The organism is Aliiroseovarius sp. D2-2, assembly GCF_055809455.1.
In genome coordinates this window covers 79,703-101,450 of sequence record NZ_CM147913.1, presented here as the reverse complement: position 1 = coordinate 101,450, position 21,748 = coordinate 79,703, and the positions used below count along the sequence as shown (strand labels likewise).

The 21,748-nt window shown below is 56.9% G+C and carries 18 protein-coding genes and 2 pseudogenes; 11 read left to right on the top strand and 9 right to left on the bottom strand.

Annotated features, from left to right (window positions below; genetic code table 11):
- Nucleotides 1-60: 60 nt before the first annotated feature.
- On the top strand, nucleotides 61-1,656 hold the full coding sequence (locus AC0L6A_RS00480) for a Na/Pi cotransporter family protein (RefSeq protein WP_473291496.1): 1,596 nt from the start codon (nucleotides 61-63) through the stop codon (nucleotides 1,654-1,656).
- Here the strand turns inward: AC0L6A_RS00480 and leuB are convergent.
- From leuB to leuC, 6 genes are all read right to left on the bottom strand, one after another.
- The gene (leuB, locus tag AC0L6A_RS00475; protein ID WP_473291494.1) at nucleotides 1,653-2,756 is read right to left on the bottom strand and encodes a 3-isopropylmalate dehydrogenase; all 1,104 of its coding nucleotides are present in this window, start codon (nucleotides 2,754-2,756) and stop codon (nucleotides 1,653-1,655) included. The genes AC0L6A_RS00480 and leuB overlap by 4 nt on opposite strands.
- Before the next feature lie 75 nt (nucleotides 2,757-2,831).
- Nucleotides 2,832-3,908 carry an endonuclease/exonuclease/phosphatase family protein gene (locus AC0L6A_RS00470; RefSeq protein ID WP_473291493.1) on the bottom strand — a complete coding sequence of 359 codons (1,077 nt, stop codon included), beginning with the start codon at nucleotides 3,906-3,908 and terminating at the stop codon, nucleotides 2,832-2,834.
- A complete protein-coding gene (locus tag AC0L6A_RS00465; RefSeq protein WP_473291491.1) occupies nucleotides 3,905-4,783 on the bottom strand; it encodes a hypothetical protein in 879 nt (292 codons plus the stop codon). Before AC0L6A_RS00465 ends, AC0L6A_RS00470 begins: the two co-directional genes overlap by 4 nt.
- 217 nt (nucleotides 4,784-5,000) lie before the next feature.
- On the bottom strand, nucleotides 5,001-5,606 hold the full coding sequence (leuD, locus tag AC0L6A_RS00460; protein ID WP_473291490.1) for a 3-isopropylmalate dehydratase small subunit: 606 nt from the start codon (nucleotides 5,604-5,606) through the stop codon (nucleotides 5,001-5,003).
- Complete coding sequence (locus AC0L6A_RS00455; protein WP_473291489.1) at nucleotides 5,593-6,057, bottom strand: hypothetical protein; 465 nt, start codon at nucleotides 6,055-6,057, stop codon at nucleotides 5,593-5,595. The genes leuD and AC0L6A_RS00455 overlap by 14 nt, the downstream gene beginning before the upstream one ends.
- A gap of 22 nt (nucleotides 6,058-6,079) precedes the next feature.
- Complete coding sequence (gene leuC / locus AC0L6A_RS00450; RefSeq protein ID WP_473291488.1) at nucleotides 6,080-7,489, bottom strand: 3-isopropylmalate dehydratase large subunit; 1,410 nt, start codon at nucleotides 7,487-7,489, stop codon at nucleotides 6,080-6,082.
- Between the two features lie 256 nt (nucleotides 7,490-7,745).
- On the opposite strand from leuC, the gene AC0L6A_RS00445 reads away from it, so the two are divergent.
- The 10 genes and pseudogenes from AC0L6A_RS00445 to AC0L6A_RS00400 all read left to right on the top strand — a co-directional run bounded on the left by AC0L6A_RS00445 (nucleotide 7,746) and on the right by AC0L6A_RS00400 (nucleotide 17,120).
- A complete protein-coding gene (locus AC0L6A_RS00445; RefSeq protein WP_473291486.1) occupies nucleotides 7,746-9,104 on the top strand; it encodes a mechanosensitive ion channel family protein in 1,359 nt (452 codons plus the stop codon).
- Between the two features lie 176 nt (nucleotides 9,105-9,280).
- On the top strand, nucleotides 9,281-9,646 hold the full coding sequence (rsfS, locus tag AC0L6A_RS00440) for a ribosome silencing factor (RefSeq protein ID WP_473291484.1): 366 nt from the start codon (nucleotides 9,281-9,283) through the stop codon (nucleotides 9,644-9,646).
- Nucleotides 9,647-9,660: 14 nt separating this feature from the next.
- Nucleotides 9,661-10,131, top strand: a complete 471-nt coding sequence (gene rlmH / locus AC0L6A_RS00435) for a 23S rRNA (pseudouridine(1915)-N(3))-methyltransferase RlmH (protein WP_473291483.1) — start codon at nucleotides 9,661-9,663, stop codon at nucleotides 10,129-10,131.
- Nucleotides 10,132-10,204: 73 nt separating this feature from the next.
- Nucleotides 10,205-11,726, top strand: a pseudogene (gpmI, locus tag AC0L6A_RS00430) (2,3-bisphosphoglycerate-independent phosphoglycerate mutase).
- 2 nt (nucleotides 11,727-11,728) lie between these two features.
- A complete protein-coding gene (locus tag AC0L6A_RS00425; RefSeq protein WP_473291481.1) occupies nucleotides 11,729-12,892 on the top strand; it encodes a murein hydrolase activator EnvC family protein in 1,164 nt (387 codons plus the stop codon).
- Between the two features lie 4 nt (nucleotides 12,893-12,896).
- Nucleotides 12,897-14,231 carry a S41 family peptidase gene (locus tag AC0L6A_RS00420; protein ID WP_473291479.1) on the top strand — a complete coding sequence of 445 codons (1,335 nt, stop codon included), beginning with the start codon at nucleotides 12,897-12,899 and terminating at the stop codon, nucleotides 14,229-14,231.
- A gap of 109 nt (nucleotides 14,232-14,340) precedes the next feature.
- On the top strand, nucleotides 14,341-14,835 hold the full coding sequence (locus AC0L6A_RS00415) for an RNA pyrophosphohydrolase (protein ID WP_473291477.1): 495 nt from the start codon (nucleotides 14,341-14,343) through the stop codon (nucleotides 14,833-14,835).
- Nucleotides 14,835-15,326 carry a hypothetical protein gene (locus AC0L6A_RS00410; RefSeq protein ID WP_473291475.1) on the top strand — a complete coding sequence of 164 codons (492 nt, stop codon included), beginning with the start codon at nucleotides 14,835-14,837 and terminating at the stop codon, nucleotides 15,324-15,326. The genes AC0L6A_RS00415 and AC0L6A_RS00410 overlap by 1 nt, the downstream gene beginning before the upstream one ends.
- Before the next feature lie 80 nt (nucleotides 15,327-15,406).
- Nucleotides 15,407-16,099, top strand: coding sequence for a ribulose-phosphate 3-epimerase (gene rpe, locus AC0L6A_RS00405; RefSeq protein ID WP_473291473.1), 693 nt, complete (start codon nucleotides 15,407-15,409; stop codon nucleotides 16,097-16,099).
- Nucleotides 16,100-16,171: 72 nt separating this feature from the next.
- A pseudogene (locus AC0L6A_RS00400) lies at nucleotides 16,172-17,120 on the top strand (MBL fold metallo-hydrolase).
- Nucleotides 17,121-17,126: 6 nt separating this feature from the next.
- Here AC0L6A_RS00400 and AC0L6A_RS00395 read toward each other — a convergent pair.
- The 3 genes from AC0L6A_RS00395 to dapE are packed head-to-tail and all read right to left on the bottom strand — an operon-like array spanning nucleotide 17,127 to nucleotide 21,715.
- On the bottom strand, nucleotides 17,127-18,278 hold the full coding sequence (locus tag AC0L6A_RS00395) for a lytic murein transglycosylase (RefSeq protein ID WP_473291472.1): 1,152 nt from the start codon (nucleotides 18,276-18,278) through the stop codon (nucleotides 17,127-17,129).
- 27 nt (nucleotides 18,279-18,305) lie between these two features.
- Nucleotides 18,306-20,561: a ribonuclease R gene (rnr, locus tag AC0L6A_RS00390; protein ID WP_473291470.1), complete on the bottom strand. Its 2,256-nt coding sequence runs from the start codon at nucleotides 20,559-20,561 to the stop codon at nucleotides 18,306-18,308.
- Complete coding sequence (gene dapE / locus AC0L6A_RS00385) at nucleotides 20,558-21,715, bottom strand: succinyl-diaminopimelate desuccinylase (protein ID WP_473291469.1); 1,158 nt, start codon at nucleotides 21,713-21,715, stop codon at nucleotides 20,558-20,560. Before dapE ends, rnr begins: the two co-directional genes overlap by 4 nt.
- Nucleotides 21,716-21,748 lie beyond the last annotated feature (33 nt).

Genomic DNA, 21,748 nt, shown 5'->3' with positions numbered 1-21,748 from the left:
CCGCTTGTGAAGCGCATCGTATTGCGACAAACTAGGGCAGAATTGAGCTGGGGCAAAAGCGTGCAGATCTACTATGCCATCGGTGGCATCGGAATGTTTCTGGTCGGGATGGAAATCCTGACGAATGCCCTTCGCGATGCGGCAGGTTCTAACCTGCGCCGTTTGCTTGCCCAGTTTACCACCACACCCTTGCGCGGCGTCATCACCGGAGCACTGGGCACAGCAGTGATTCAATCGTCCAGCGCGACAACTGTGTTGACGGTTGGGTTCGTCGGGGCCGGGTTGCTGACCATGGTTCAAGCGCTGGGCATTATCTACGGTGCCAACATCGGAACAACGGCAACTGGCTGGCTGGTGTCGCTGGTCGGGTTCAAGCTTGATCTGGAAATTGCGGCGATGGTGCTTCTTTTGCCCGCGAGCCTTCTGGATCTGCTGGGCAAAAGCATGTGGAAACGCGTCGGGCGCGGGCTTGCAGGGCTCTGTCTTTTGATCATCGGGCTTGAACTGATGCAGACCGGCCTTGGCGGGTTCAAAGAAACAGTCACACCGGACATTTTACCGGGCAATGGAATATGGGGGCTGCTGTTTCTGGTAGGGGTCGGGTTGGTGATGACCATCGTCATGCAATCTTCCAGTGCCGCTATGGCTTTGGCCTTGGTCCTTCTGCAAGGCGGCGCGATCGAGCTGGTTCAAGCCGCGGCCCTTGTGATCGGGATGAATATTGGCACAACCTTTACGGCCATTCTGGCGTCGGTCGGGGGCTCTCTGCCAATGCGCCAAACGGCCATCGCCAACCTGATCTTCAACTGTGTGACTGCCGCGTTTGCTTTTCCCTTTCTTCTGCTCATCCTCCCATTGTTGGGCTGGGTGGCTGAAAGCTTTGATGCGCTGACCGCACTGTTGGTTTTTCACACCGGATTCAACCTGATTGGTGCGGCGGCTTTCCTGCCCATGACCAAACGGTTTGCCGCCATGGTTTCATATCTGGTGCCCGACAAGGGCGAAGGCAGGCTTATCGCTTTGGATCGCAGTTTGCTTGCGGATACGGACGCAGCGCTGGTGGCGGCTCAGGGGGCAAGCGACAAGATTGCTGCCCGGCTGTTCTCGGCTCTAGGGCGTGCGATGCAGGTTGAACCCGACTACCGCGGCATATCCGCTTTGGTGCCCTACCAAGAAGCACTGGCCGAGCTTTCCGAGTTTCTGTCCCACATCCATCCCGAACTGGACAATCGGGTCGAGGAAGAGACCTATTCAGCGCTGTTGCATCAGACCGATCACATGTCACGACTGATCAATCGCGCAAGCCAGACCACACATGTTGGTGAGCTGCTGGAAGATCACGTCCTGCGGCGTCCCACTTTGGCTGTTGGGGCCGCGCTTAGGCGATTTACGGAAGAAACCCAAAGCACAGCCGATGCCGAACGTCTTTCACGGCTTCACGCGGTTGTTCGTCACAGAAAAGATAAGCACCGTCGCGGACTATTGCTGGGCGAACATGCTGGGATTTATGATCTGCAAGAGGTCTTTGCGCATACAGATGCGATGCGTTGGCTTGATCGAAGCCTGCATCATGCCGAACGCGTGGCGCATTATCAGTCGGTCGCGCGGCAGGGGTTCCCCTCGGCCCCCGAAAAGGCCGAAGGGGAAAATTCTTAAAGGCTGGCGTCCAGCGCCGCGATCACCGCATCACCCATTTCCGATGTCGTCGCAGGGGTCGCACCCGGTTCGTTCAGAAGGTCACCTGTGCGGGTGCCATCGGCCAGAACCTTCTCAACCGCAGTTTCCAGGCGGTCGGCTTCCGCGCCCATGTCGAAGCTGTAACGCAGCGCCATGGCGAAGCTTAGGATACAGGCGCAGGGGTTGGCTTTGCCTTGGCCTGTGATGTCCGGCGCTGAACCGTGTACGGGTTCATACATGGCTTTCGGGCGACCATTTGCCATCGGAGCCCCAAGCGAGGCCGAAGGCAGCATACCGAGCGATCCGGTCAGCATGGCGGCACAATCCGAAAGGATGTCGCCAAACAGGTTGTCGGTATAGATCACGTCAAACTGTTTGGGTGCGCGTACCAACTGCATAGCGCCGTTGTCGGCATACATGTGGGACAGCTCAACCTCGGGGTATTCCTTGCCTACACGTTCAACAACTTCACGCCAGAGGATGCCCGATTCCATCACGTTGGCTTTTTCCATCGAGCACAATTTCTTGCCGCGCTTCATCGCCAGTTCGAAGGCGGCTCGTGCGCCGCGTTCAATCTCGCTTTCGGTGTAGCGCTGGGTGTTGATGCCCACACGCTCGTTACCTTCTTCAAAGATGCCGCGCGGCTCTCCAAAGTAAACGCCCGAGGTCAGCTCGCGTACGATCATGATGTCCAGACCGGACACGATGTCTTTCTTCAGGGAAGAAAAGTCGGCCAGCGCGTCAAAACACTGGGCTGGGCGCAGGTTGGCAAACAGGTCCATTTCCTTGCGCAGGCGCAAAAGGCCGCGTTCCGGCTTTACCGAGAAGTCCAGATCGTCGTATTTCGGGCCGCCAACAGCACCCAACAAAACGGCGTCAACTTCTTGGGCTTTCGCCATCGTCTCGTCCGCCAAAGGCACGCCGTGTTTGTCATAGGCTGCACCGCCGACAAGATCCTCGCTTACGTCGAAGGTCACGCCACGCTTGTCACCGATCCAGTCGATTACTTTACGCACTTCGGCCATCACTTCCTGGCCGATACCGTCACCGGGCAGAATTAGCAGAGAGGGGTTTGTCATAGGGGCATTCCTTGCACTGAATTCGTCGCAAATGGGCCTAGCCTGCCGGGCGCTCAGGGTCAAGAAAACAACGGTCTAAAAGTCGATATCGACCCAGACAAGCCGGTGGCGCGATGCAGTTTCCACAGTTTGTGCGAAAGGGTCGTCTGGTGCGGGCCAGATCACACCGCTGTCAGTCACGTGGAAACGAGCGTCTGGCAAAACATAGCTGACCCGCAAATTGCCCGGTTTGCCATCAGGCCAGTCGACAGTATCAAGCGATGGGTCGGCCAAATGATCCTGATCGGCCGCCGCAGCACCCCCGGCGCTTTGTGGAGTTGGGTCTTGAAGCTGCGGGTAAGTCAGAAGTGCTTTGATCGCTTCATGTCGCCCATCGCCATCCATCGGGTCCAGATTGGAATTGCCTGCAGTGATCACTGGAGCTGTGGGGGCTGCGAACGGCAGTGCTCCATCCAGATACTTGGCCCAGAACGTAACCTCGTCATGGTTCCGGCGACCGTTGCGGTCTGCGGGCCCATCGAAAACCGGTGTGTTGGCGTGGAAGGTAAGCAGATGAAACTTAGGGCCGTTTTCGGGGATTAGTTCGATGTCCCAATGCGCCACACTGCTCAAACGCAGTACTGAAAGTGAATCAGGTGCGGGCAGTTGCTCTTCGCCCGGTTCGGGAAAAAGCGCGTTGGGCATGTCCTTCCACAACAGGTCCGAGAAGTTGCGCACCTGCCCAATCGGAACACGGGACAGGACCGCCATACCGCCTTGCCCGGTGTAGCGCCCGAAGCTCTGCGCATCCTCGGGTTCGGCAAGTCGTCCGTCGCCATCAAGGTCATAGCCAGTGGCGATCCCGGTGTTCGGAGCGGCGGCAAAACTGTGGGGCATAGGATAGCCGATATGATCCAGATGGGCCTGAAATGCCGCCAACGCGTGCCCCTGAAGATCATAATCGAACCCCTGAAGCGCAAGAACATCAGGTCGCGCATAAGAAATCACCTGCGCCAGTGCTGCGATCTGCGGGTCCACTTTCAAGATGTCGCGCAATAGAAGCCCCGGCCCCTTTTTGCGCAGATCAGCGTGGTAGGTCGCGATACGCAAACTGTCGGACAGGGCCGTGCAAGGAACAAGTACCAACCACAGCGCCAGAAGGGGTCGTATCATGCGGTTACAAGCTGTCCATTGCGGGCGGGAGAGCCGTTGCGCTCGCGCTCATCACGGATCATCACTGCGACACGCTGCATCGCAATCCCGCGCATAAACAAGCTGGCAGGCAAGAACGCCCAAGCGGTGACGGTCCAAATCATGGTCTGAAGATCGATGACATCGAACGTGTTGAATAGGGCTGCCGTTTCGACGACCAGAATTGGGGTCAGGAAGGGCAACAGGAAACCTAGGGCGATGTTCCAACGTGCATCGCGTTTCAAGCGGCGAACGATGTCGCCCCCGCTGGTTGGGTCAAATGTTGGTAGGTTTACCCAGACGTTGAAACTGGTTTTGCGATAGAAGGGCCAATTGGTCAGACGAAGTGCGATGAGAAAAATCGCAACGGACACCAGTGAGATCAAGTAGCTCATTCCTGCAAAAGCACGCAGCTGCACAAGATCCGCAAAAGGTGCGTCGGCTGGTAAAATCGATACCACTGCACGAACCGGGCTGTAGGGGAAATCAATCGCTTGCCCGACAAGAATGCCGATCGCGGTCAGAAACTCGACTGAAAGCGATGGATCGATTGGCGAACGGGCGATGATGGACAAGCACAGAACTGACGCGAAAAGCGATAAGAAACGGATGCGATTGAAAGGGCGGGCATCGCGGAATTCGACAATGCTGGGATAGGTGGATGCATATTCAAACGTGGTCAGCGCTGCTGCGGCAAGGGCAAGTACAGCTACAGTTTGACCACCCTCTTGGCTGACCCCTGGAACCAGGATCGAGGGTGTCGCAATCAATATCACTACGAGACAAGCACGCACAATGGCGCCTATCAGTCGTTTCACCAATGCCTCTTCCTCCGCTATACGGACGGTGCGATTCATGCCGCATCCTTGTTCCGTCGCTTGCCCCTTTTGGATTCAAGCCAGGGTGGTTGAGCAGATACTGCGCGGGATCAGTTGATTTCGCAAGTTTTGCACGCATTGGGTGCCAAATCGTATCCAAAAACAGCGAGAATGATGCCGGTTTGCACCAAGTCGGTACGAAAAAAGGGGCTAACAGCACCTGTCAGCCCCTAAACTATAGTGTAATTTTTTTAAATCAGACCCAAGGACGCGCGGCAGATGCCTTGGCTTCAAAAGCATCGATTGATGCTTTTTTCCCCATCGTCAGACCGATGTCATCCAGACCTTCCAGCAAACAATGCTTCTTGAAGGCATCCACTTCGAACGCGATGGTTTCGCCGTCCGAGGTGGTGATCTCTTGCGCTTCCAGATCAACGGTCATGCGTGCGTTAGCGCCTTTTTCTGCGTCTGCCATCAACGTGTCGACCTGTTCTTGCGGCAGGACGATCGGCAGGATGCCGTTCTTGAAGCAGTTGTTGAAAAAGATGTCGGCGAAGCTGGTCGAAACCACGCATTTGATGCCGAAATCTGCAATCGCCCAAGGCGCATGTTCGCGTGACGAGCCACAGCCGAAGTTGTCGCCAGCGATCAGAATCTCGGCGTCGCGATATTGCGGCTTGTTCAGTACGAAATCAGGTATTTCGGTGCCATCTCGGTTGAACCGCATTTCGTCAAACAGGTTTTTGCCAAAGCCCGTGCGTTGGATCGACTTCAGGAACACTTTCGGAATGATCATGTCCGTATCGATATTCACCAGCGGCATAGGCGCCGCGATGCCGTGAAGTTTTTCAAACTTTTCCATTTTCGGTCTCCTGCGCAGCCGTTTCAGGCGCGCTTTCCATATATGTCTGGTCTTCGGGGGCGGCTTCGTCCCCGGATTTTGTCAGTGCAGAGCGCATCATGTTCCCGGCCTTTTCCGCAATCCGTTCAGCGGCTGATCTGGGATCAACGCTGTTGGGCTTGATTGCGCGCATCGCGCCTGCGGCAGAGTTCAGAACGGGGGTGATAACACCCGAGGCTTTCATTTCCGCCATCATGGCTTGGGCGGTTGCGCCCGAGACATTCAGGCGGGACATCAAATCCGCGACACCAACGGATACGCGGGTGCGGGCATGAAAAACTGCCAGCCCATATTGATACCGATTGTAACCAACAGCCGCCGTTGGGGCAGCCGCCAATACAGGGGCTGGGATCAGGGGCGCCGTTGCGGCGGCCCCCAGCATCGTCAGAAAATTGCGTCGTTTGATCGTCATGAAAACCTCTTCACTCTCTACTTTAGATCAGCTCCCGAACGTCGGTCAGCTTGCCAGTCAAAGCAGCGGCGGCTGCCATGGCGGGCGACACAAGATGCGTGCGGCCTTTATAGCCCTGACGACCCTCGAAGTTACGGTTCGAGGTTGAGGCACAGCGCTCGTTTTCCGCCAGCTGATCGGGGTTCATGGCAAGGCACATGGAACATCCCGCCAGACGCCATTCGAAACCGGCATCTTCAAAGATTTCGGACAGTCCTTCTTCTTCGGCCTGAGCGCGGACCAGACCCGATCCGGGAACGATCATGGCGCGAATGCCGTCCTTGATCTTCTTGCCTTTGACCACATCAGCCACGGCGCGAAGGTCTTCGATACGACCATTGGTGCACGACCCGATGAAGACTGTATCGATCTCGATATCGGTCAGTTTTTGACCCGGTGTCAGACCCATATAGTCAAGCGAACGTGCAGCCGCGTCGACCTTACCGCCTTCGAAATCCGAAGGGCTGGGCACTACGCCAGAAATCGGCAGAACATCCTCGGGCGAGGTGCCCCAGGTCACAACGGGTTCGATCTCTTCGCCTTTCAGCGTGACGACCTTGTCGAAATGCGCGCCTTCGTCGGTGAAGAGCGTCTTCCAGTAGTCCAAAGCCTGCTCGAACTGCCCGCCCTTCGGTGCGTGGGGACGGCCTTTGACATATTCAAAGGTGGTCTCATCGGGGGCAATCAGGCCAGCGCGGGCGCCGCCTTCGATGGCCATGTTGCAGACAGTCATGCGACCTTCCATCGACAGATCGCGGATCGCTTCACCGCAATATTCGATGACATAGCCGGTGCCGCCACCGGTGCCAGTTTCGCCGATAACGGCCAGCGTGATGTCCTTGGCAGTTACGCCCGGTTTCAGCTTGCCGGTGATCTCGACCTTCATGTTTTTGGATTTCTTCTGGATCAGCGTTTGCGTGGCCAGAACGTGTTCAACTTCGGATGTGCCGATCCCATGGGCCAGTGCGCCGAACGCACCATGGGTGGCGGTGTGGCTGTCGCCGCAGACGACGGTCATGCCGGGCAGGGTCCAGCCTTGCTCGGGACCAACGATGTGCACGATGCCCTGACGGACGTCCGATACTGGATAGTAATGCACGCCGAATTCTTTGGCATTCGTGTCCAGTGCTTGAACCTGAATGCGGCTTTCTTCGGTCATCTGCGCGGGATCTTCACGACCCGCTGTGGTCGGCACATTGTGATCAGGCACAGCGATCGTCTTGTCCGGGGCGTGCACCTTGCGGCCTGCCATGCGCAAACCTTCAAAGGCCTGTGCGCTGGTTACTTCGTGAACCAGATGGCGGTCGATATACAACAAAGTTGTGCCGTCTTCGGCTTCGTGGGCCACATGGGCGTCCCAGATTTTATCATAGAGTGTCTTCGGGGCGGTCATTTCGCTCTCCGTGGATGGTCAGGAAAAAGGGTAGGGCAACAGGGATCGGGCGCCCGACTGAACGGGCGTTAAGGCTTATAGGCAGGCAAGCACCGCGTTCCGGGCGCCGAAAAAGCGCCACGGCAGAAACGCGTGGTCATCCATGTCAAAAATCCGAGTCATGGCGCTGAGATAACCCGTCACGGTCTTAAGGGCAAGGGGAGAGCCTATGGACCTTTCGCATCCGCCCGTGTCATGTTGCCAAAAAGGAGGTGGAATGGAGCAGGATCCCGCAGCCGAAGTCAAACCTGAACCGCCGGCCGAAGCCGCCGGGCAAAACCTGACCGAACAGCTAAAATCGCTGTGGGAAGACGGGGGTGACTTCATTCTCAGCCTTGGCCAGACTTGGCGGCTCTATCAGGTCCTGATCATTCTGGGACTTATGGCGGCGGCGTTTATCGCCTCGCGCCTTCTTCGTCCAAGGGTCGAGGACTGGCTACGCGGACGTGAAGGCTGGTCCAAACGGAAGCTACGTTTCGCCATCCATCTTCGCAATCGCATAGCGATGATGATCTACATTGTGCTGTCTTGGGGCACGGTTTCAGTGATGCGTGAGGTCACATGGCCCTCGCGCAGCTATTTGATTGCGCTGGTGGCCACCATCGTCACGGCTTGGCTGTTGGTGGGTTTAGTTGCCTTTGTAATCGAAAACCGCCCCATCCGTCGAACGGCAATGTGGGGCATGTGGATCTACGTAACACTGTATTTCCTGGGCATAACGCAGGAAGCCGCCAGCGTGCTGGACAACCTTGCGCTTGAGGTCGGGGATTTCCGAATTTCCCTGTGGACCATCCTAAGAGTGGCCGTAATTCTCGGTATCCTGTTTGCGTTGGCGAGAATGCTCAGTCGCGGCTCGGCAGCCCGCATTCAGGAAAACGAGGATATCTCGCCCTCGATGAAGGTTCTTGCCGTCAAGTTCCTGCAGATGGGCCTTTATGGCGCGGCTTTCTTCATTGCGCTGAAGGCGGTGGGTGTGGACCTGACCGGTCTTGCCTTCCTGTCAGGTGCCATCGGTCTGGGTCTTGGTTTTGGTCTTCAGAAGGTTGTGTCGAACCTTGTTTCTGGTGTGATCATCCTTTTGGACAAATCGATCAAGCCGGGCGACGTGATCAGCCTTGGCGACACGTTTGGCTGGATCGAACAACTGGGCGCGCGCTACGTGTCTGTGGTGACGCGGGACGGACGCGAATACCTGATCCCGAACGAAGACCTGATCACCGGGCAGGTGGTGAACTGGTCGCACACCAATTCGTTTGTGCGTTTGGATATCTTCTTTGGGACCGCCTATGGCGATGATCCCCACCAAGTGCGCCGAATCGCGATCGACGCCGCCCGCAGTGTGGATCGCGTGCTAAGCTTTCGGCCCCCGGTCTGCCATATCGTCGGATTTGGCGACAGCTCTGTCGATTACATCCTTAGGTTCTGGATCGACGATCCGTCGGGCGGGCTGACCAACATTCGCGGCAACGTGTATCTGGCGCTTTGGGATGCGTTCCAAGAAAACGGGATCTCAATCCCATTCCCGCAGCGTGAGATTAAGATGCTTGAGGATGCGGGTCCGAAAATCGATCCGTGACCTGTTTACATCCCCTTCACGCGGGCTTGATACAGGATGGATTGAGCTTATGTGAAAGCAGTGGTACGATTCTTCACTGCCCAGCACCGGGGCGTATCGGTGCGCAGCGTTAGGAGGACAATGTCCTGTCTTTGCCAACAGAAGCCGCAACAGGTGCGGCTGCAGGGAAACCCGAAATGACGGCTAACCCCGGAAAATCCGCCAGTGAACAGACGCTGGCCCTTATCCTGAAATCCCTTGAAGATGACAAAGCCGAAGACGTCGTGGTGATCAGCCTCAACGGCAAGTCGCAGATTGCCGATAACATGGTGGTTTGTTCGGGCCGTTCGACACGTCAAGTTGCTGCCATTTCTGAGAAGCTGAATGAACGGCTGAAGCAAGAGATGGGCGTCTTCTCAAAAGTCGAAGGTAAAGGTCAGGGCGATTGGGTTCTGATCGACGCGGGCGATGTAATCGTTCACGTGTTCCGCCCAGAAGTGCGCGAGTTCTATCAGCTTGAAAAAATGTGGATGGAACCCGGCGCCGTTGACGCCGCAACCTGACGGGGGGCGGATGAATGCGTGTTCATCTCTGCGCAGTCGGACGGCTGCGCAAATCCCCCGAACTTGACCTGATTGATGACTATGTCACCCGGTTTGATCGAACTGGGCGTGCATTGGGTCTTGGCCCGCTTTCCATACATGAAGTCGAAGACAAAAAAGGTGGCGGCATGTCCGCCGAAGCGCCCTTGTTGGAACGCGCTATTCCAAAGGGCGCGTTGATCTGCACATTGGATGAGCGCGGTAAGGTGATGTCGTCACCCGATTTTGCAAATCTGTTAGGCCGTTGGCGTGACGACGGGCGCAGCGATGTGGCTTTTGTCATTGGTGGTGCGGACGGTATTGACCCGTCGCTGCGCGCCAAGGCGGATGCCAGTATTTCATTCGGCAAAATGGTCTGGCCCCACATGCTGGTCCGCGTAATGCTGACCGAACAGCTTTACCGTGCGGCCTCGATTCTGGCAGGCAGTCCCTATCATCGGGTCTAGGGTGGCACCTCAAACGTTGCACACGCCCCTCTGACCCCATAGATATACGCGAGAGCAGCCAGAGGACCCCGCGATGACCACCCCAAAACCTGTTGTTTTGTGCATTCTTGATGGATGGGGTCTGCGCGAGGACAGCGCCTTTAATGCGCCCGCTTTAGCGAACACGCCGAATTTTAATCGGCTGGTGGCGACCTGTCCCAACAACACTCTGATTACGCATGGCCCTGATGTTGGCCTGCCCACTGGTCAGATGGGGAATTCCGAGGTTGGTCACACCAACATCGGCGCAGGCCGTGTTGTGGCGATGGATTCTGGGTCAAATTGATTTGGCGATCGAGGATGGCAGCTTTTTCAAGAACAAAGCGCTTCTGGAATTCGCCGCCAAAGTCAAAGCCGCTGGTGGCACTGCCCATATCGCGGGCCTTGTCAGCCCGGGCGGAGTTCACAGCCATCAAAATCATATGGTTGCCGCTGCGAAAGCGCTGACCGATGCCGGACTGAAGATCGCAATCCATGCCATCACTGATGGGCGCGACGTGGCGCCGGCCTCTGCCCGCGAACAGCTGGCTGCGTTTCAGTCTGACCTGCCTGACGGTGCGCGTATTGTCACCCTGTCGGGCCGCTATTTCGCCATGGATCGCGACAACCGGTGGGAGCGCGTTTCGCTGGCTTACAAAGCCATTGCGCAGGGCGATAGCAAAGTGTTCAGCACGGTCGATGCGGCGATTTCCTCGGCCTATAACAACGAGACGACGGATGAGTTCATCCGCCCGGTCATCATCGACGAACATGCCGGATTGCAGGAGGGCGACGGCCTTTTCTTCATCAACTTCCGCGCCGACCGGACTCGTGAAATCCTGCGCGCCATTGGCGAGCCGGGATTTGATGAATTTGACGTTGGCACCCGTCCGACCCTGTCCGCCCTTCTGGGCATGGTCGAATACTCCGACGCGCATAACGCCTATATGACCACCTGTTTCCCAAAGCGGGATATTGTAAACACGCTGGCCGAATGGGTTGCAAAGCACGGCAAGACCCAGTTCCACATCGCTGAAACCGAGAAGTATCCCCATGTCACCTTCTTCCTGAACGGCGGCAAAGAGGATCCGGTAGAGGGTGAGACACGCTATATGGCCGCAAGCCCGAAAGTTGCGACCTATGACTTGCAGCCCGAGATGTCGGCCCCCGACGTGACCGAACATTTCGTGGAGGCGATCCATGAAGGTTATGACCTGATCGTCACCAACTATGCCAACCCGGATATGGTCGGGCACACCGGTGATCTGGACGCTGCGATCGCCGCCTGTGAAGCCGTTGATGACGGGCTGGGTCGTGTGATCGCTGCGCTGGAAAAGGTCGGAGGCGCGATGATCGTCACGGCTGACCACGGCAATTGCGAAACCATGTGGGATGATGCGACGAACGGGCCACATACAGCCCACACGACAAACCCTGTGCCAGTGGTCCTTTATGGTGGGCCAAGCAGCATTTCGTTGAACCATGGCCGTCTCGCCGATTTGGCCCCAACTTTGTTGGAGTTAATGGCGCTGCCGAAACCCGACGAGATGACTGGCGAAAGTCTGATCAGCCGGTGAGGTTGCGGCGTACCCTCCAGCCCCTGATTGCGGGCCTTGGTTTGGCGCTTTGCGCCGGGCTTCCGGTTGTGGCGCAATCCGATCCAAGTCACACAGCCCGCGCGGCCATGACGATGCTGGAAGACGCGACCCAAGCCTTGCAAGAAGCAGAAAAATCCGGGGATAGGATCGCAGCCCTAACCCAGACCGTACAAGCCTATGAAGAGGGCCTGTCCTCGCTACGGACCGGCTTACGCCGGATCAGTCTGCGTGAAGCTGCGCTGCAAGCGGCATTTGATGCGGAAAGTGATCGATTGGGTCAGCTACTGGGTGTTTTGCAAACAATTGGTAAAGCGCCAGAACCCGCCCTTCTTGTGCACCCTTCTGGCCCCGTCGGCACCGCGCGTTCCGGCATGATCTTGTCCGACGTGACCCCGGCGCTACAAGCGCAGGCCGAAGACCTGCGTGCCCGTTTGGAAGAGCAACGCACGCTACGCGCGCTTCAGGAAAATGCGGTCACCACTTTGCAAGCTGGCCTGACAGGCGTTCAGGAAGCTCGGTTCGAACTTAGCCTTGCCATTGCGCGCCGCACGGAATTGCCGCGTCGCTTCATCGCGGATGAGGCGCGCATGAAAACTCTGCTTGAAAGTGCGGATACACTGGCAAGTTTTGCGCAAGGCCTGATGTCAGACCCGGACGCGACGGCCAGTGCAACGTCCTTGCCCAGCTTCCAATCGGTGCGCGGACGTTTGGCGATGCCTGTTCTTGGGCGCGTGATCCGCGGGTTTGGCGAACGTGATGCAGCTGGCATCCAGCGCCCCGGCCTGATCGTCGCGACCCGCCCTTTGTCGATTGTTACGACCCCTTGGCCCGCCACGATTCGCTATCTTGGCCCGCTTCTGGATTATGGGAATGTTGCAATTCTTGAGCCCGGCGACGGTTACCTGTTGGTTCTGGCCGGGCTTGGGCAGCTTTATGGAGATGTGGGCGAAGTATTGGCCCAAGGTGCCCCGGTTGGGCTTATGGACGGGGCCGAACCTTCTGGCGATGCTGAAGGTGATCAAGCATTTTTGATCGCAGCGGAGGAAGGAACTGGCGCAGAACGCACAGAAACGCTCTATATAGAGCTAAGAAAAGATGGTACGCCCGTGGATCCCACGAACTGGTTCGCGGCAGGCAAGGATTGATGGTATGAAGAAATTCGTGATGGCGGCACTGGGCGGAACCTTGGCAGGCGCCATTCTGACCACTCAGATCGCAGGACCCTTGGTGGCACAAGACGCAAGCGAGAATGCAAGCGTCTATGAGCAGCTTGATCTGTTTGGCGATATCTTTGAGCGTATTCGCGCGCAGTATGTGGAAGAAGTTGATTCCGCCGATCTGATTGAAGCAGCGATTGACGGAATGCTGTCGTCGCTCGATCCGCACTCCAGCTATCTTTCACCCAAAGACGCCGCGGATATGCGCGTTCAGACCCGTGGGTCTTTCGGCGGCCTTGGTATCGAAGTGACGCAGGAAGAAGGCTTCGTGCGCGTTGTGTCCCCGATGGACGGCACCCCCGCGGATGATGCTGGGATGGAAACCGGTGACTATATCACCCATGTGGACAACGAAAGCCTGCTGGGCCTGACACTGGACGAAGCTGTGAACAAACTGCGCGGTCCAGTTGGGTCCGAAATCATCATCACTGTGGTGCGCGAAGGCGTGGATGAGCCATTCGATGTGTCGATCATTCGTGACACGATCAAGCTGACCGCCGCCACCGCCCGTTCCGTTGGGAACACCATCGTACTGCGTGTCACCACATTTAACGATCAGACCTATTCCAACATGGCTGAAGGTCTGTCGCGCGAAGTCGAAACCCTTGGCGGGTTCGAGAATGTTGATGGCGTGGTATTGGATTTGCGCAACAATCCCGGCGGCCTGCTGAACCAAGCAATCGCAGTGTCCGATGCCTTCCTAGAGACAGGCGAAATTGTGTCGACCCGTGGGCGCACGCCTGAAGAAAGCGAACGTGTAAACGCAGAAGCCGGTGATCTGGCCGAAGACAAACCGATGGTTGTTTTGATCAACGGCGGTTCGGCTTCAGCGTCTGAGATTGTGGCCGGTGCCCTTCAAGACCACCGCCGTGCCATCGTCGTAGGTACCAAAAGCTTCGGTAAAGGCTCGGTGCAAACTGTGATGCCGGTTGCGTCCGAAGGTGCTATGCGCCTGACCACTGCGCGTTACTACACGCCGTCGGGTCGTTCGATCCAAGCGCTGGGCGTATCGCCTGACATCGTTGTAGAGCAGCCTCCACGTCAGCCCGAAAGTGAAGATGGTGAAGAAGAGAACGGTCGCCAACGGAGCGAGGCCGATCTGCGCGGTAGTCTGAACAATGACAGCCTGTCTGATGACGAACGCCGTCAGATTGAAGAAGAACGCGAAGCCGCAGAGGAAGCCGCAAAGCTGCGCGATGACGACTTCCAGCTGTCTTATGCAGTTGATCTAATCAAGGGTCTGTCGACCATCGCTTTGGCCGATTGATCTGTAATGATTGTGTTGAAAGGGCCTCCTTCGGGTGGCCCTTTTGCGTTTCCAGCTCTGGTCATTTTCGCCCTGATCCGTAGGATCACGCTGAAAGTAAGAGGTCCCAATGACACCCGAAGAAATCAACCGCCTTCCTTACCGCCCTTGCGTGGGCATCATGATCCTGAACAGCGAGGGCAAAGCCTTTGTCGGTCAGCGTCTGGATGCACCGAAACTGGGCACCCAGACCGCGTGGCAAATGCCGCAAGGCGGGGTGGATGAAGGCGAGGCCCCACGCGATGCCGCGCTTCGTGAGTTGTGGGAAGAAACAGGCATTACCGCCGATCTTGTCACCATCCAAGCCGAACTGGACGACTGGCTGCCTTATGATCTGCCGCATGACATTGTGCCGAAGATCTGGAAGGGGCGTTATCGTGGTCAGGAACAGCTTTGGTTTTTGATGCGCTTCCATGGTGAAGATGCTCAGGTGAACATCGAAACCGACCACCAAGAGTTTAGCCGTTGGCAATGGATGGCCACAAATGAGGTGGTCGAAAATATCGTGCCGTTCAAACGTGCGCTTTATGCCAAAGTGATGGAAGGTTTTCAGGAGTTTCTGTAATGCGTGCTTTGTTCGTCGCCCTGTTACTGGCTTTTCCAAGCGAGGGGTTCGCCCTGTCATGTATGCCCTATAACGCCATCGCGGCCTTTAATGACGCGGCGAAGTCGGACGACAGCTATGTCGTGGCGCTTGGCAAGTTGACCTTCGACGAAAGCAAGCTGCCTCAAGTAGACTGGGATCGTCAGGAAGAGGTCAAACCAGACAATCATCTGACGGGCCGGATCGATGGCCAAAGCCTGACCAAAGCCGGTTTCACCGCGCAGTTCGTGCATGACATCAACATCAATGTGCAATGTTTTGGCCCGTGGTGCGGTGGCCTTTCGAATGGTGTCGAGCACCTCGTTTTTCTGAAGCGTGACGGTGGCCGTTACTTGCTGGAAACCAATCCTTGCGGCGGGTTTGCGTTTGATGAACCTGATCGTGAAACTCTTCAGAAAGTGACCGCTTGCATCCAAGGCAAACGTTGTGATCCAGAGCTGCCAGAGCGGTAGCAACCACCGCGCTTTCTCTCTTCGCAAATGCGCGAAACTCTCTATAAGGGCGGCAACGCACTGCTGCCCGGAGACCTGCCATGTCCTTTGATCGTTCCATCAAGATCGCACCGTCGATCCTTTCTGCCGATTTCGCCAACTTTGGGCAGGAAATTCAGGCCATCGAAGCGCAGGGCGCCGATTGGGTGCATGTGGACGTGATGGACGGACATTTCGTGCCGAATCTGACGTTTGGTCCACCCGCCGTGAAAGCCTTCCGCCCGCATGTGAAGACCTTCATGGACGTACATCTGATGATCGCGCCCGTTGACCCGTATATCGAGGCATATGCCGAGGCCGGTGCAGATATGATCGTCGCCCATTACGAGGCTGGCCCGCACCCGCATCGCACGCTTCAGGCCATCAAAGCCACCGGCACCAAAGCTGGCATCAGCCTGAACCCCGGCACGCCTGCTTCGGTGATCGGACACCTGCTGCCGCTGTGTGACATGGTTCTGGTGATGAGTGTGAACCCCGGTTTTGGCGGGCAGAAATTCATCCCGTCCTCGGTCGATAAAGTACGTCAGGTGCGCGAGATGATCGGGGATCGTGAAATTCACATCCAAGTCGATGGTGGCGTAGATACCACCACTGTGGGCCCGCTGGTCGCCGCAGGGGCAGATTGTTTTGTCGCCGGCTCTGCTGTGTTCAAAGGCGGCTCTGTCGACAAGCCCGAGGTCTATGGCAACAACATCCGCGCGATCCGCGACGCCGCCGAGGCCGCACAAAGCTAAACGCTCGCTTTCCACTAGAACAACACATGCGAATGTGACAATCTATCCGGAGCTGATTTTCGGAGGATACACATGTTTCGCATTACGACCGCCTTTCTGACCTGCCTTGCCCTGCCAGCGCTTGCAGATGAAGACATCGCAGATCAGTATCCCGAACTCGGTGCTTTACGAGAAACCGGTCGAAGTGATCCCGGATGTCTGGTCCGCGATCGGCGCTACTGCCCCCCCGACCTATGAGAACTCTGGCCACAACAACAACCTCAGTTTCATCGTGACCGGGGATGGCGTGATCGTTGTGAATGCAGGCGCGAATTACAAGCTTGCGGAAGCCTTACATACCGAGATCAAAGCGGTGACCGATCAGCCCGTGAAACTGGTGATCAACGAGAACGGTCAAGGTCACGCGATGCTTGGCAACAACTACTGGATCGGGCAGGGGGTCGAAGTTCTGGCCCATGTGGATGCTGCCCATGAATTCGAGGAATATGCTGGTCAGCTTTTTGAAGGCATGAAGCGCTACGCTCAGGAGAACTGGGAAGGCACCGACCCGATGGGTCCGACCCGCACGTTTGAGGAAAAAGAGGTCATCACGATGGGTGAAAAAACCATCGAGGTGCTTTACTCCGGCCCCGCCCACAGCCCCGGTGACATACAGGTTTGGATTCCCGAAGAAGGCCTGATGATCGCGGGTGATATGGCTTTCCATAACCGCATCCCGCCAATCTTTGAGGACACCTGCACAAGCTGCTGGATCGAAACTTGGGAAACTGTGTTTGCCCCTATTGGTGCGACCTATGTGATCCCCGGCCACGGCTACCCCACCAACATGGCGCAGCTCGAAGATCACACAATTGGATACCTCAAGCATCTGCGTGGCGAAGTTGGCAAGCTATTGGAAGAGGGCGGAACGCTGGACGAAGCCTACTATGTCGACCAGTCGCCATTCGCCCATCATGATACGTTTGAAGAGCTGGCCACCAAAAACGCTGGCCAAGTCTATGCCGAGATGGAGTTCGAATAAGACCGATCAGGTCTTCGCGCGCAACTGATCCAAAAGCGTTTCGGATGCAAACCCGTCGGGCACCAGCCCGGCATGCTTTTGATACGCTCGCAAAGCAGACCTTGTATTGGGACCGGTGAAACCATCGGCCCCTTGCGTGTCAAATCCGGCTTTCGTTATTCGGGTTTGAAGTTCCATCATCAGGCTGCGGGTTAGGGGCGTCAGGCCCTCTGGGCAGCGCGAAATTGCTGCACGTGACCCAGCCAGCCTATCCGACAAATGCCCAACGGCGATACCGTAAGCCTCGGCCCGATTATAGGTCAGGATCACATGGAAATTGTGATTAACCACGAAAACGGGGCCAGTCGCACCAGACGGGCAGAGGACGGAAGCCTCGCCATAATCCGGCAAGCTCGAATCGTCCCGCGTGCGCAGGCCCATGCCATTCAGATCACTGATGGAGTGTCTGTGTTCGGGCCCGGTTAGCGTAAAGTCGAACCCATCGGGCAAGGTAACTTCGATGCCCCAAGGCTGGCTTTCGCGCCAGCCGTGTTTGGCCAGATAGTTTGCAATCGACGCAAGCCCATCGGTTGGGTCATTCGACCAGATGTCTCGCTTGCCATCCTGATCGTGGTCTACGGAAAATTCCAGAAAGCTTGAGGGCATAAACTGCCCGTGCCCCATGGCGCCGGCCCATGATCCAAGCATGTCTTTTGGTTTGATGTCGCCGTTCTGAAGAATGGTCAGTGCGGCGGTCAATTCGCCTTCGAAGAACGCGGCGCGATGGCCCGAATGCGCCAAAGTCGAAAGTGCGGACAGAACTGAATAGTCCCCCCGAACCCGACCATAATCTGTTTCAACACCCCAGATCGCCAAAATGGCCTGCGCATCTACGTGATAGGTTTCGGCAATCTCGTTCAGCATCTGGCGTTGATTTCTGAAGGTTGCGCGGCCTTTGCTGACCCGCTCAGGCGTTACGGATCGATCCAGATAGTCTGTGATGGTCAGGACAAATTCTGATTGGTTGGACTGCTTTTCGTGAACCTTGGGGTCCAGCACCATGAACTTTCGGCTGTTTCTGGCGACATTTGGGGAAATGCCGTCATCTGAAACACGCTCGATATAGTCAGATAGCCATGTATCAAAGCCGTCCTTTGCCGCCTCAAGTGCTTCCGTCACGATTGCCCTCGCATCCCCATTCCGGCGTTACCGCCGGGTTCGTTTCACCTTTCGTTTGATTTTGGCGTTCTTCTTGGCATTGGTCATGGGTTTTCGTCGGCCAGATTTCCCCCCTTTGCGTCCTGAGTTTCTGGGCAGTTTCCGCCCTTCAACTTCTAGCAGTTCAAGCGCCAATCCGCCGGTGGTTGGAACCGCTTCCGTCAGGCGCACAACAACGCGTTGCCCCAGACCAAGGGTGAGGTTCGATCGCTCTCCGGTCAGGGTTTGATCGTCTGCATTGAAGCGGAAGTATTCGTTGCCCAAAGTGCTTAGCGGGACCAGTCCATCTGCACCGCTTTCGTCCAGCTTTACAAACATCCCAAACCGGGCAATGCCGGAAATACGGCCCGTGAATTCGCCGCCAATGCGTTCAGACAGATACGACGCCAGATAGCGGTCCGTCGTGTCACGCTCGGCCAGCATCGAACGACGCTCTGTTTCCGAGATATGCTTTGCCGTGGCTTCCAGTGTTTCAACGTCAGCAGGTGACAATCCGTCATCCCCCCAGCCGTGACCGGACACCAAAGCGCGATGCACGATCAGGTCGGAGTAGCGACGGATAGGCGAGGTGAAGTGGGCGTAAGATTTAAGCGACAGTCCGAAATGCCCGAAGTTCTGAGGATAGTAATAGGCCTGCGTCATCGACCGCAGGGTCGAGATGTTGACTAGCTCGTCAAACTCGGTGCCCTCGGCCTGCGCCAAAAGGTGGTTCAGATGGCGTGTTTGTAGGACCTGCCCCTTGGCCAGCGTAAACCCTGACGCCTGAGCAACTTCGCGCAAAGCTTCCAGCTTTTCGGGGCTGGGTTCTTCATGCACTCGGAACAGAAGCGGGCGTTGAAGGTGCATAAGCTCTTCGGCGGCCGAGACATTCGCCAAAATCATGAACTCTTCGATCAGACGATGTGCATCGAACCGTTCGGCAAACGCAATCGAAGACACTTTGCCATCTTCACCCAAGATGATTTTGCGTTCGGGAAGGTCCAAATCCAACGGCTGCCGCGCTTCTCGTCCCATCTTGGCAGACCGATAAGCTGCGTAAAGCGGAGCGATTACCTCGTCCATCAACGGCGCGCATTTGTCGTTCGGTTGTCCATCTTGTGCGGCTTGAACTTCGGCATAGTTCAGCGAAGCATGGGACTTCATCAGCCCTCGGATAAAGCTATGGCTTTTCTTGTTACCTTGGGCGTCCAGCACCATTCGCACGGCTAGACAGGCGCGCGGGACACCTTCGTGCAAGCTGCACAGGTCCCCGGACAGACGGTCCGGAAGCATGGGTACAACGCGGTCAGGGAAATAGCTGGAGTTGCCGCGTTTGCGCGCCTCGTGATCCAGCGCCGATCCGGGTGTCACGTAATGCGCGACGTCAGCAATTGCGACCCAAACCACATGGCCGCCGGGGTTCTTGGGATTGTCATCGGGATGGGCGTAAACGGCGTCATCGTGGTCGCGCGCATCTGCTGGGTCGATGGTGATCAAAGGAAGGTTGGTCAAATCCTCGCGGTTCTTCAACCCTGCGGGTTTTTGCGCGTCTGCTTCTTCGATCACCTTGTCAGGGAAGGCATCAGGAATGCCATGCTGGTGGATTGCGATCAAGCTGACCGCTTTGGGGGCGGTTGGATCACCAAGGCGGGCGACAATGCGTGCGCGGGGCAGGCCCATGCGGGACTTCGGGCCGGATTGCTGAGCCTCGACCAGCTCGCCATCCTTGGCGCCTTCATCTTCGCCGGGGTCAACCTGCCATTCCTTGTCTGCGCCTTTGTCGATGGGCACAATGCGTCCACCCTCGGACCCCTTGCGGAAGATCTCCAAGATGCGGATGGGGTTTGATCCGATGCGACGGATCAGACGGCCTTCATAGGCGTGAGTGTCATCTTTCACTTCGGTCAATCGGGCTAAGATACGCTCGCCCTGGGCCAAGGCTGGGTCGCCGTCCTTCGTGACCAAAAGAACACGAGGCGCAGGGCCTTCGCCTTCCCATTCAGTTGGAGTGGCAAACAGATCACCATCCGTGTCAGGGGCTTCAACGCGCAGCACCGACACCGGGGGCAGCTTGTCCTTTTCGCGGTAAGTCTTCTTGCGTTTTTGCAGATGACCTTCGGCTTCAAGCTCTTTCAGGATGCGCTTCAGATCAATTCGGGCAGCACCTCGGATGCCGAACGCGCGCGCAATGTCGCGTTTTCCGGTTTGGGTCGGATGTTCCGCGATCCAGTCCAGAATGTCTTTCTTGGTGGGCAGTTTGCTCATGCGAAGTAATCCTGAATGATACGGCTGTAGATGGATTTAAGCTGCGGGATCAGGGCGACTTCGACCCGTTCATCCACCGCATGCATGGTTTTCCCGACAAGGCCAAATTCGACCACGGGACAATGATGTTGGACGAAGCGGGCATCCGATGTCCCGCCAGATGTCGACGCTTCGGGCACCCGGCCCGTTTCAGACTGAACTGCATCCGCGATCAACTGCGACAGCGCACCCGGAGGCGTCACAAAGCTTTCACCTGAAACCTTCACATCCATCTCGATATCCACGCCGGTGTCCTTGCCGACCCGTTCGGCCTGAGCCTGCAGCCATTTGGTCAAACTGTCCGAGCTATGGGCGTCGTTGAATCGGATATTCACCGTCGCACGGCTTTCGGCGGGGATCACGTTGGTGGCGGGATTGCCCGTGTCGATGGTGGTCACAGCCAGAGTGGAGGCGTCGAAGTGATCCGTGCCCTGATCCAATTCATGCGCGGCCAGATCAGCCATCAGACGTGCCAAGGCAGGCACTGGGTTCAAAGCACGATGCGGATAGGCTGCATGGCCCTGTACGCCACGTGCGGTGAAATAAGCAGTCATCGATCCGCGACGCCCGATCTTCATCATCTCGCCCATGTCATTGGGGCAGGTGGGTTCACCGACGACGCAATCGGTCATCTGCTCACCCTGCTTGGCCATCCAGTCCAGAATGGCCACAGTGCCATCTGTGGCCGGGCCTTCTTCGTCGCCGGTGATGGTGATGACAAGCGATGCATCCTCGGGCGCATTTCGGGTGAAATCCACTGCCGCAGCAACCCAAGCCGCCACGCCTGATTTCATGTCCGTCGCACCGCGGCCATACAAATAGCCATCTCGAATTTCTGCGCCAAACGGATCGACGCTCCATGCGTTGGCATCCCCTACGGGCACCACATCGGTGTGACCGTTGAAACCCAATGTGCGGGCATTCTTCGACCCCCAGCGCGCATACAGATTTGACACCTCGCCCCGATCAATGCGGGTGCAGGCAAATCCGGCATCCGTCAGGATTTTCTCAAGAAGCACAAGCGCACCCCCTTCATCAGGCGTGATCGACGCGCAGCGTACAAGCTGTTGGGTCAGGTCCACGGGATCAAGAGGCGCAAAAGGGGTGTCGGTCATCAAATTCTCCATTCATCCCTTCTGTAACAGGTG

Excerpts from the sequence above, each read along its gene's own strand:
- leuB (WP_473291494.1), bottom strand. The coding sequence starts at position 2,756 with ATGACAAACCCCTCTCTGCTAATTCTGCCCGGTGACGGTATCGGCCAG.
- AC0L6A_RS00470 (WP_473291493.1), bottom strand. The coding sequence starts at position 3,908 with ATGATACGACCCCTTCTGGCGCTGTGGTTGGTACTTGTTCCTTGCACG.
- AC0L6A_RS00465 (WP_473291491.1), bottom strand. The coding sequence starts at position 4,783 with ATGAATCGCACCGTCCGTATAGCGGAGGAAGAGGCATTGGTGAAACGA.
- leuD (WP_473291490.1), bottom strand. The coding sequence starts at position 5,606 with ATGGAAAAGTTTGAAAAACTTCACGGCATCGCGGCGCCTATGCCGCTG.
- AC0L6A_RS00455 (WP_473291489.1), bottom strand. The coding sequence starts at position 6,057 with ATGACGATCAAACGACGCAATTTTCTGACGATGCTGGGGGCCGCCGCA.
- leuC (WP_473291488.1), bottom strand. The coding sequence starts at position 7,489 with ATGACCGCCCCGAAGACACTCTATGATAAAATCTGGGACGCCCATGTG.
- AC0L6A_RS00445 (WP_473291486.1), top strand. The coding sequence starts at position 7,746 with ATGGAGCAGGATCCCGCAGCCGAAGTCAAACCTGAACCGCCGGCCGAA.
- rsfS (WP_473291484.1), top strand. The coding sequence starts at position 9,281 with ATGACGGCTAACCCCGGAAAATCCGCCAGTGAACAGACGCTGGCCCTT.
- rlmH (WP_473291483.1), top strand. The coding sequence starts at position 9,661 with ATGCGTGTTCATCTCTGCGCAGTCGGACGGCTGCGCAAATCCCCCGAA.
- AC0L6A_RS00420 (WP_473291479.1), top strand. The coding sequence starts at position 12,897 with ATGAAGAAATTCGTGATGGCGGCACTGGGCGGAACCTTGGCAGGCGCC.
- AC0L6A_RS00415 (WP_473291477.1), top strand. The coding sequence starts at position 14,341 with ATGACACCCGAAGAAATCAACCGCCTTCCTTACCGCCCTTGCGTGGGC.
- AC0L6A_RS00410 (WP_473291475.1), top strand. The coding sequence starts at position 14,835 with ATGCGTGCTTTGTTCGTCGCCCTGTTACTGGCTTTTCCAAGCGAGGGG.
- rpe (WP_473291473.1), top strand. The coding sequence starts at position 15,407 with ATGTCCTTTGATCGTTCCATCAAGATCGCACCGTCGATCCTTTCTGCC.
- rnr (WP_473291470.1), bottom strand. The coding sequence starts at position 20,561 with ATGAGCAAACTGCCCACCAAGAAAGACATTCTGGACTGGATCGCGGAA.
- dapE (WP_473291469.1), bottom strand. The coding sequence starts at position 21,715 with ATGACCGACACCCCTTTTGCGCCTCTTGATCCCGTGGACCTGACCCAA.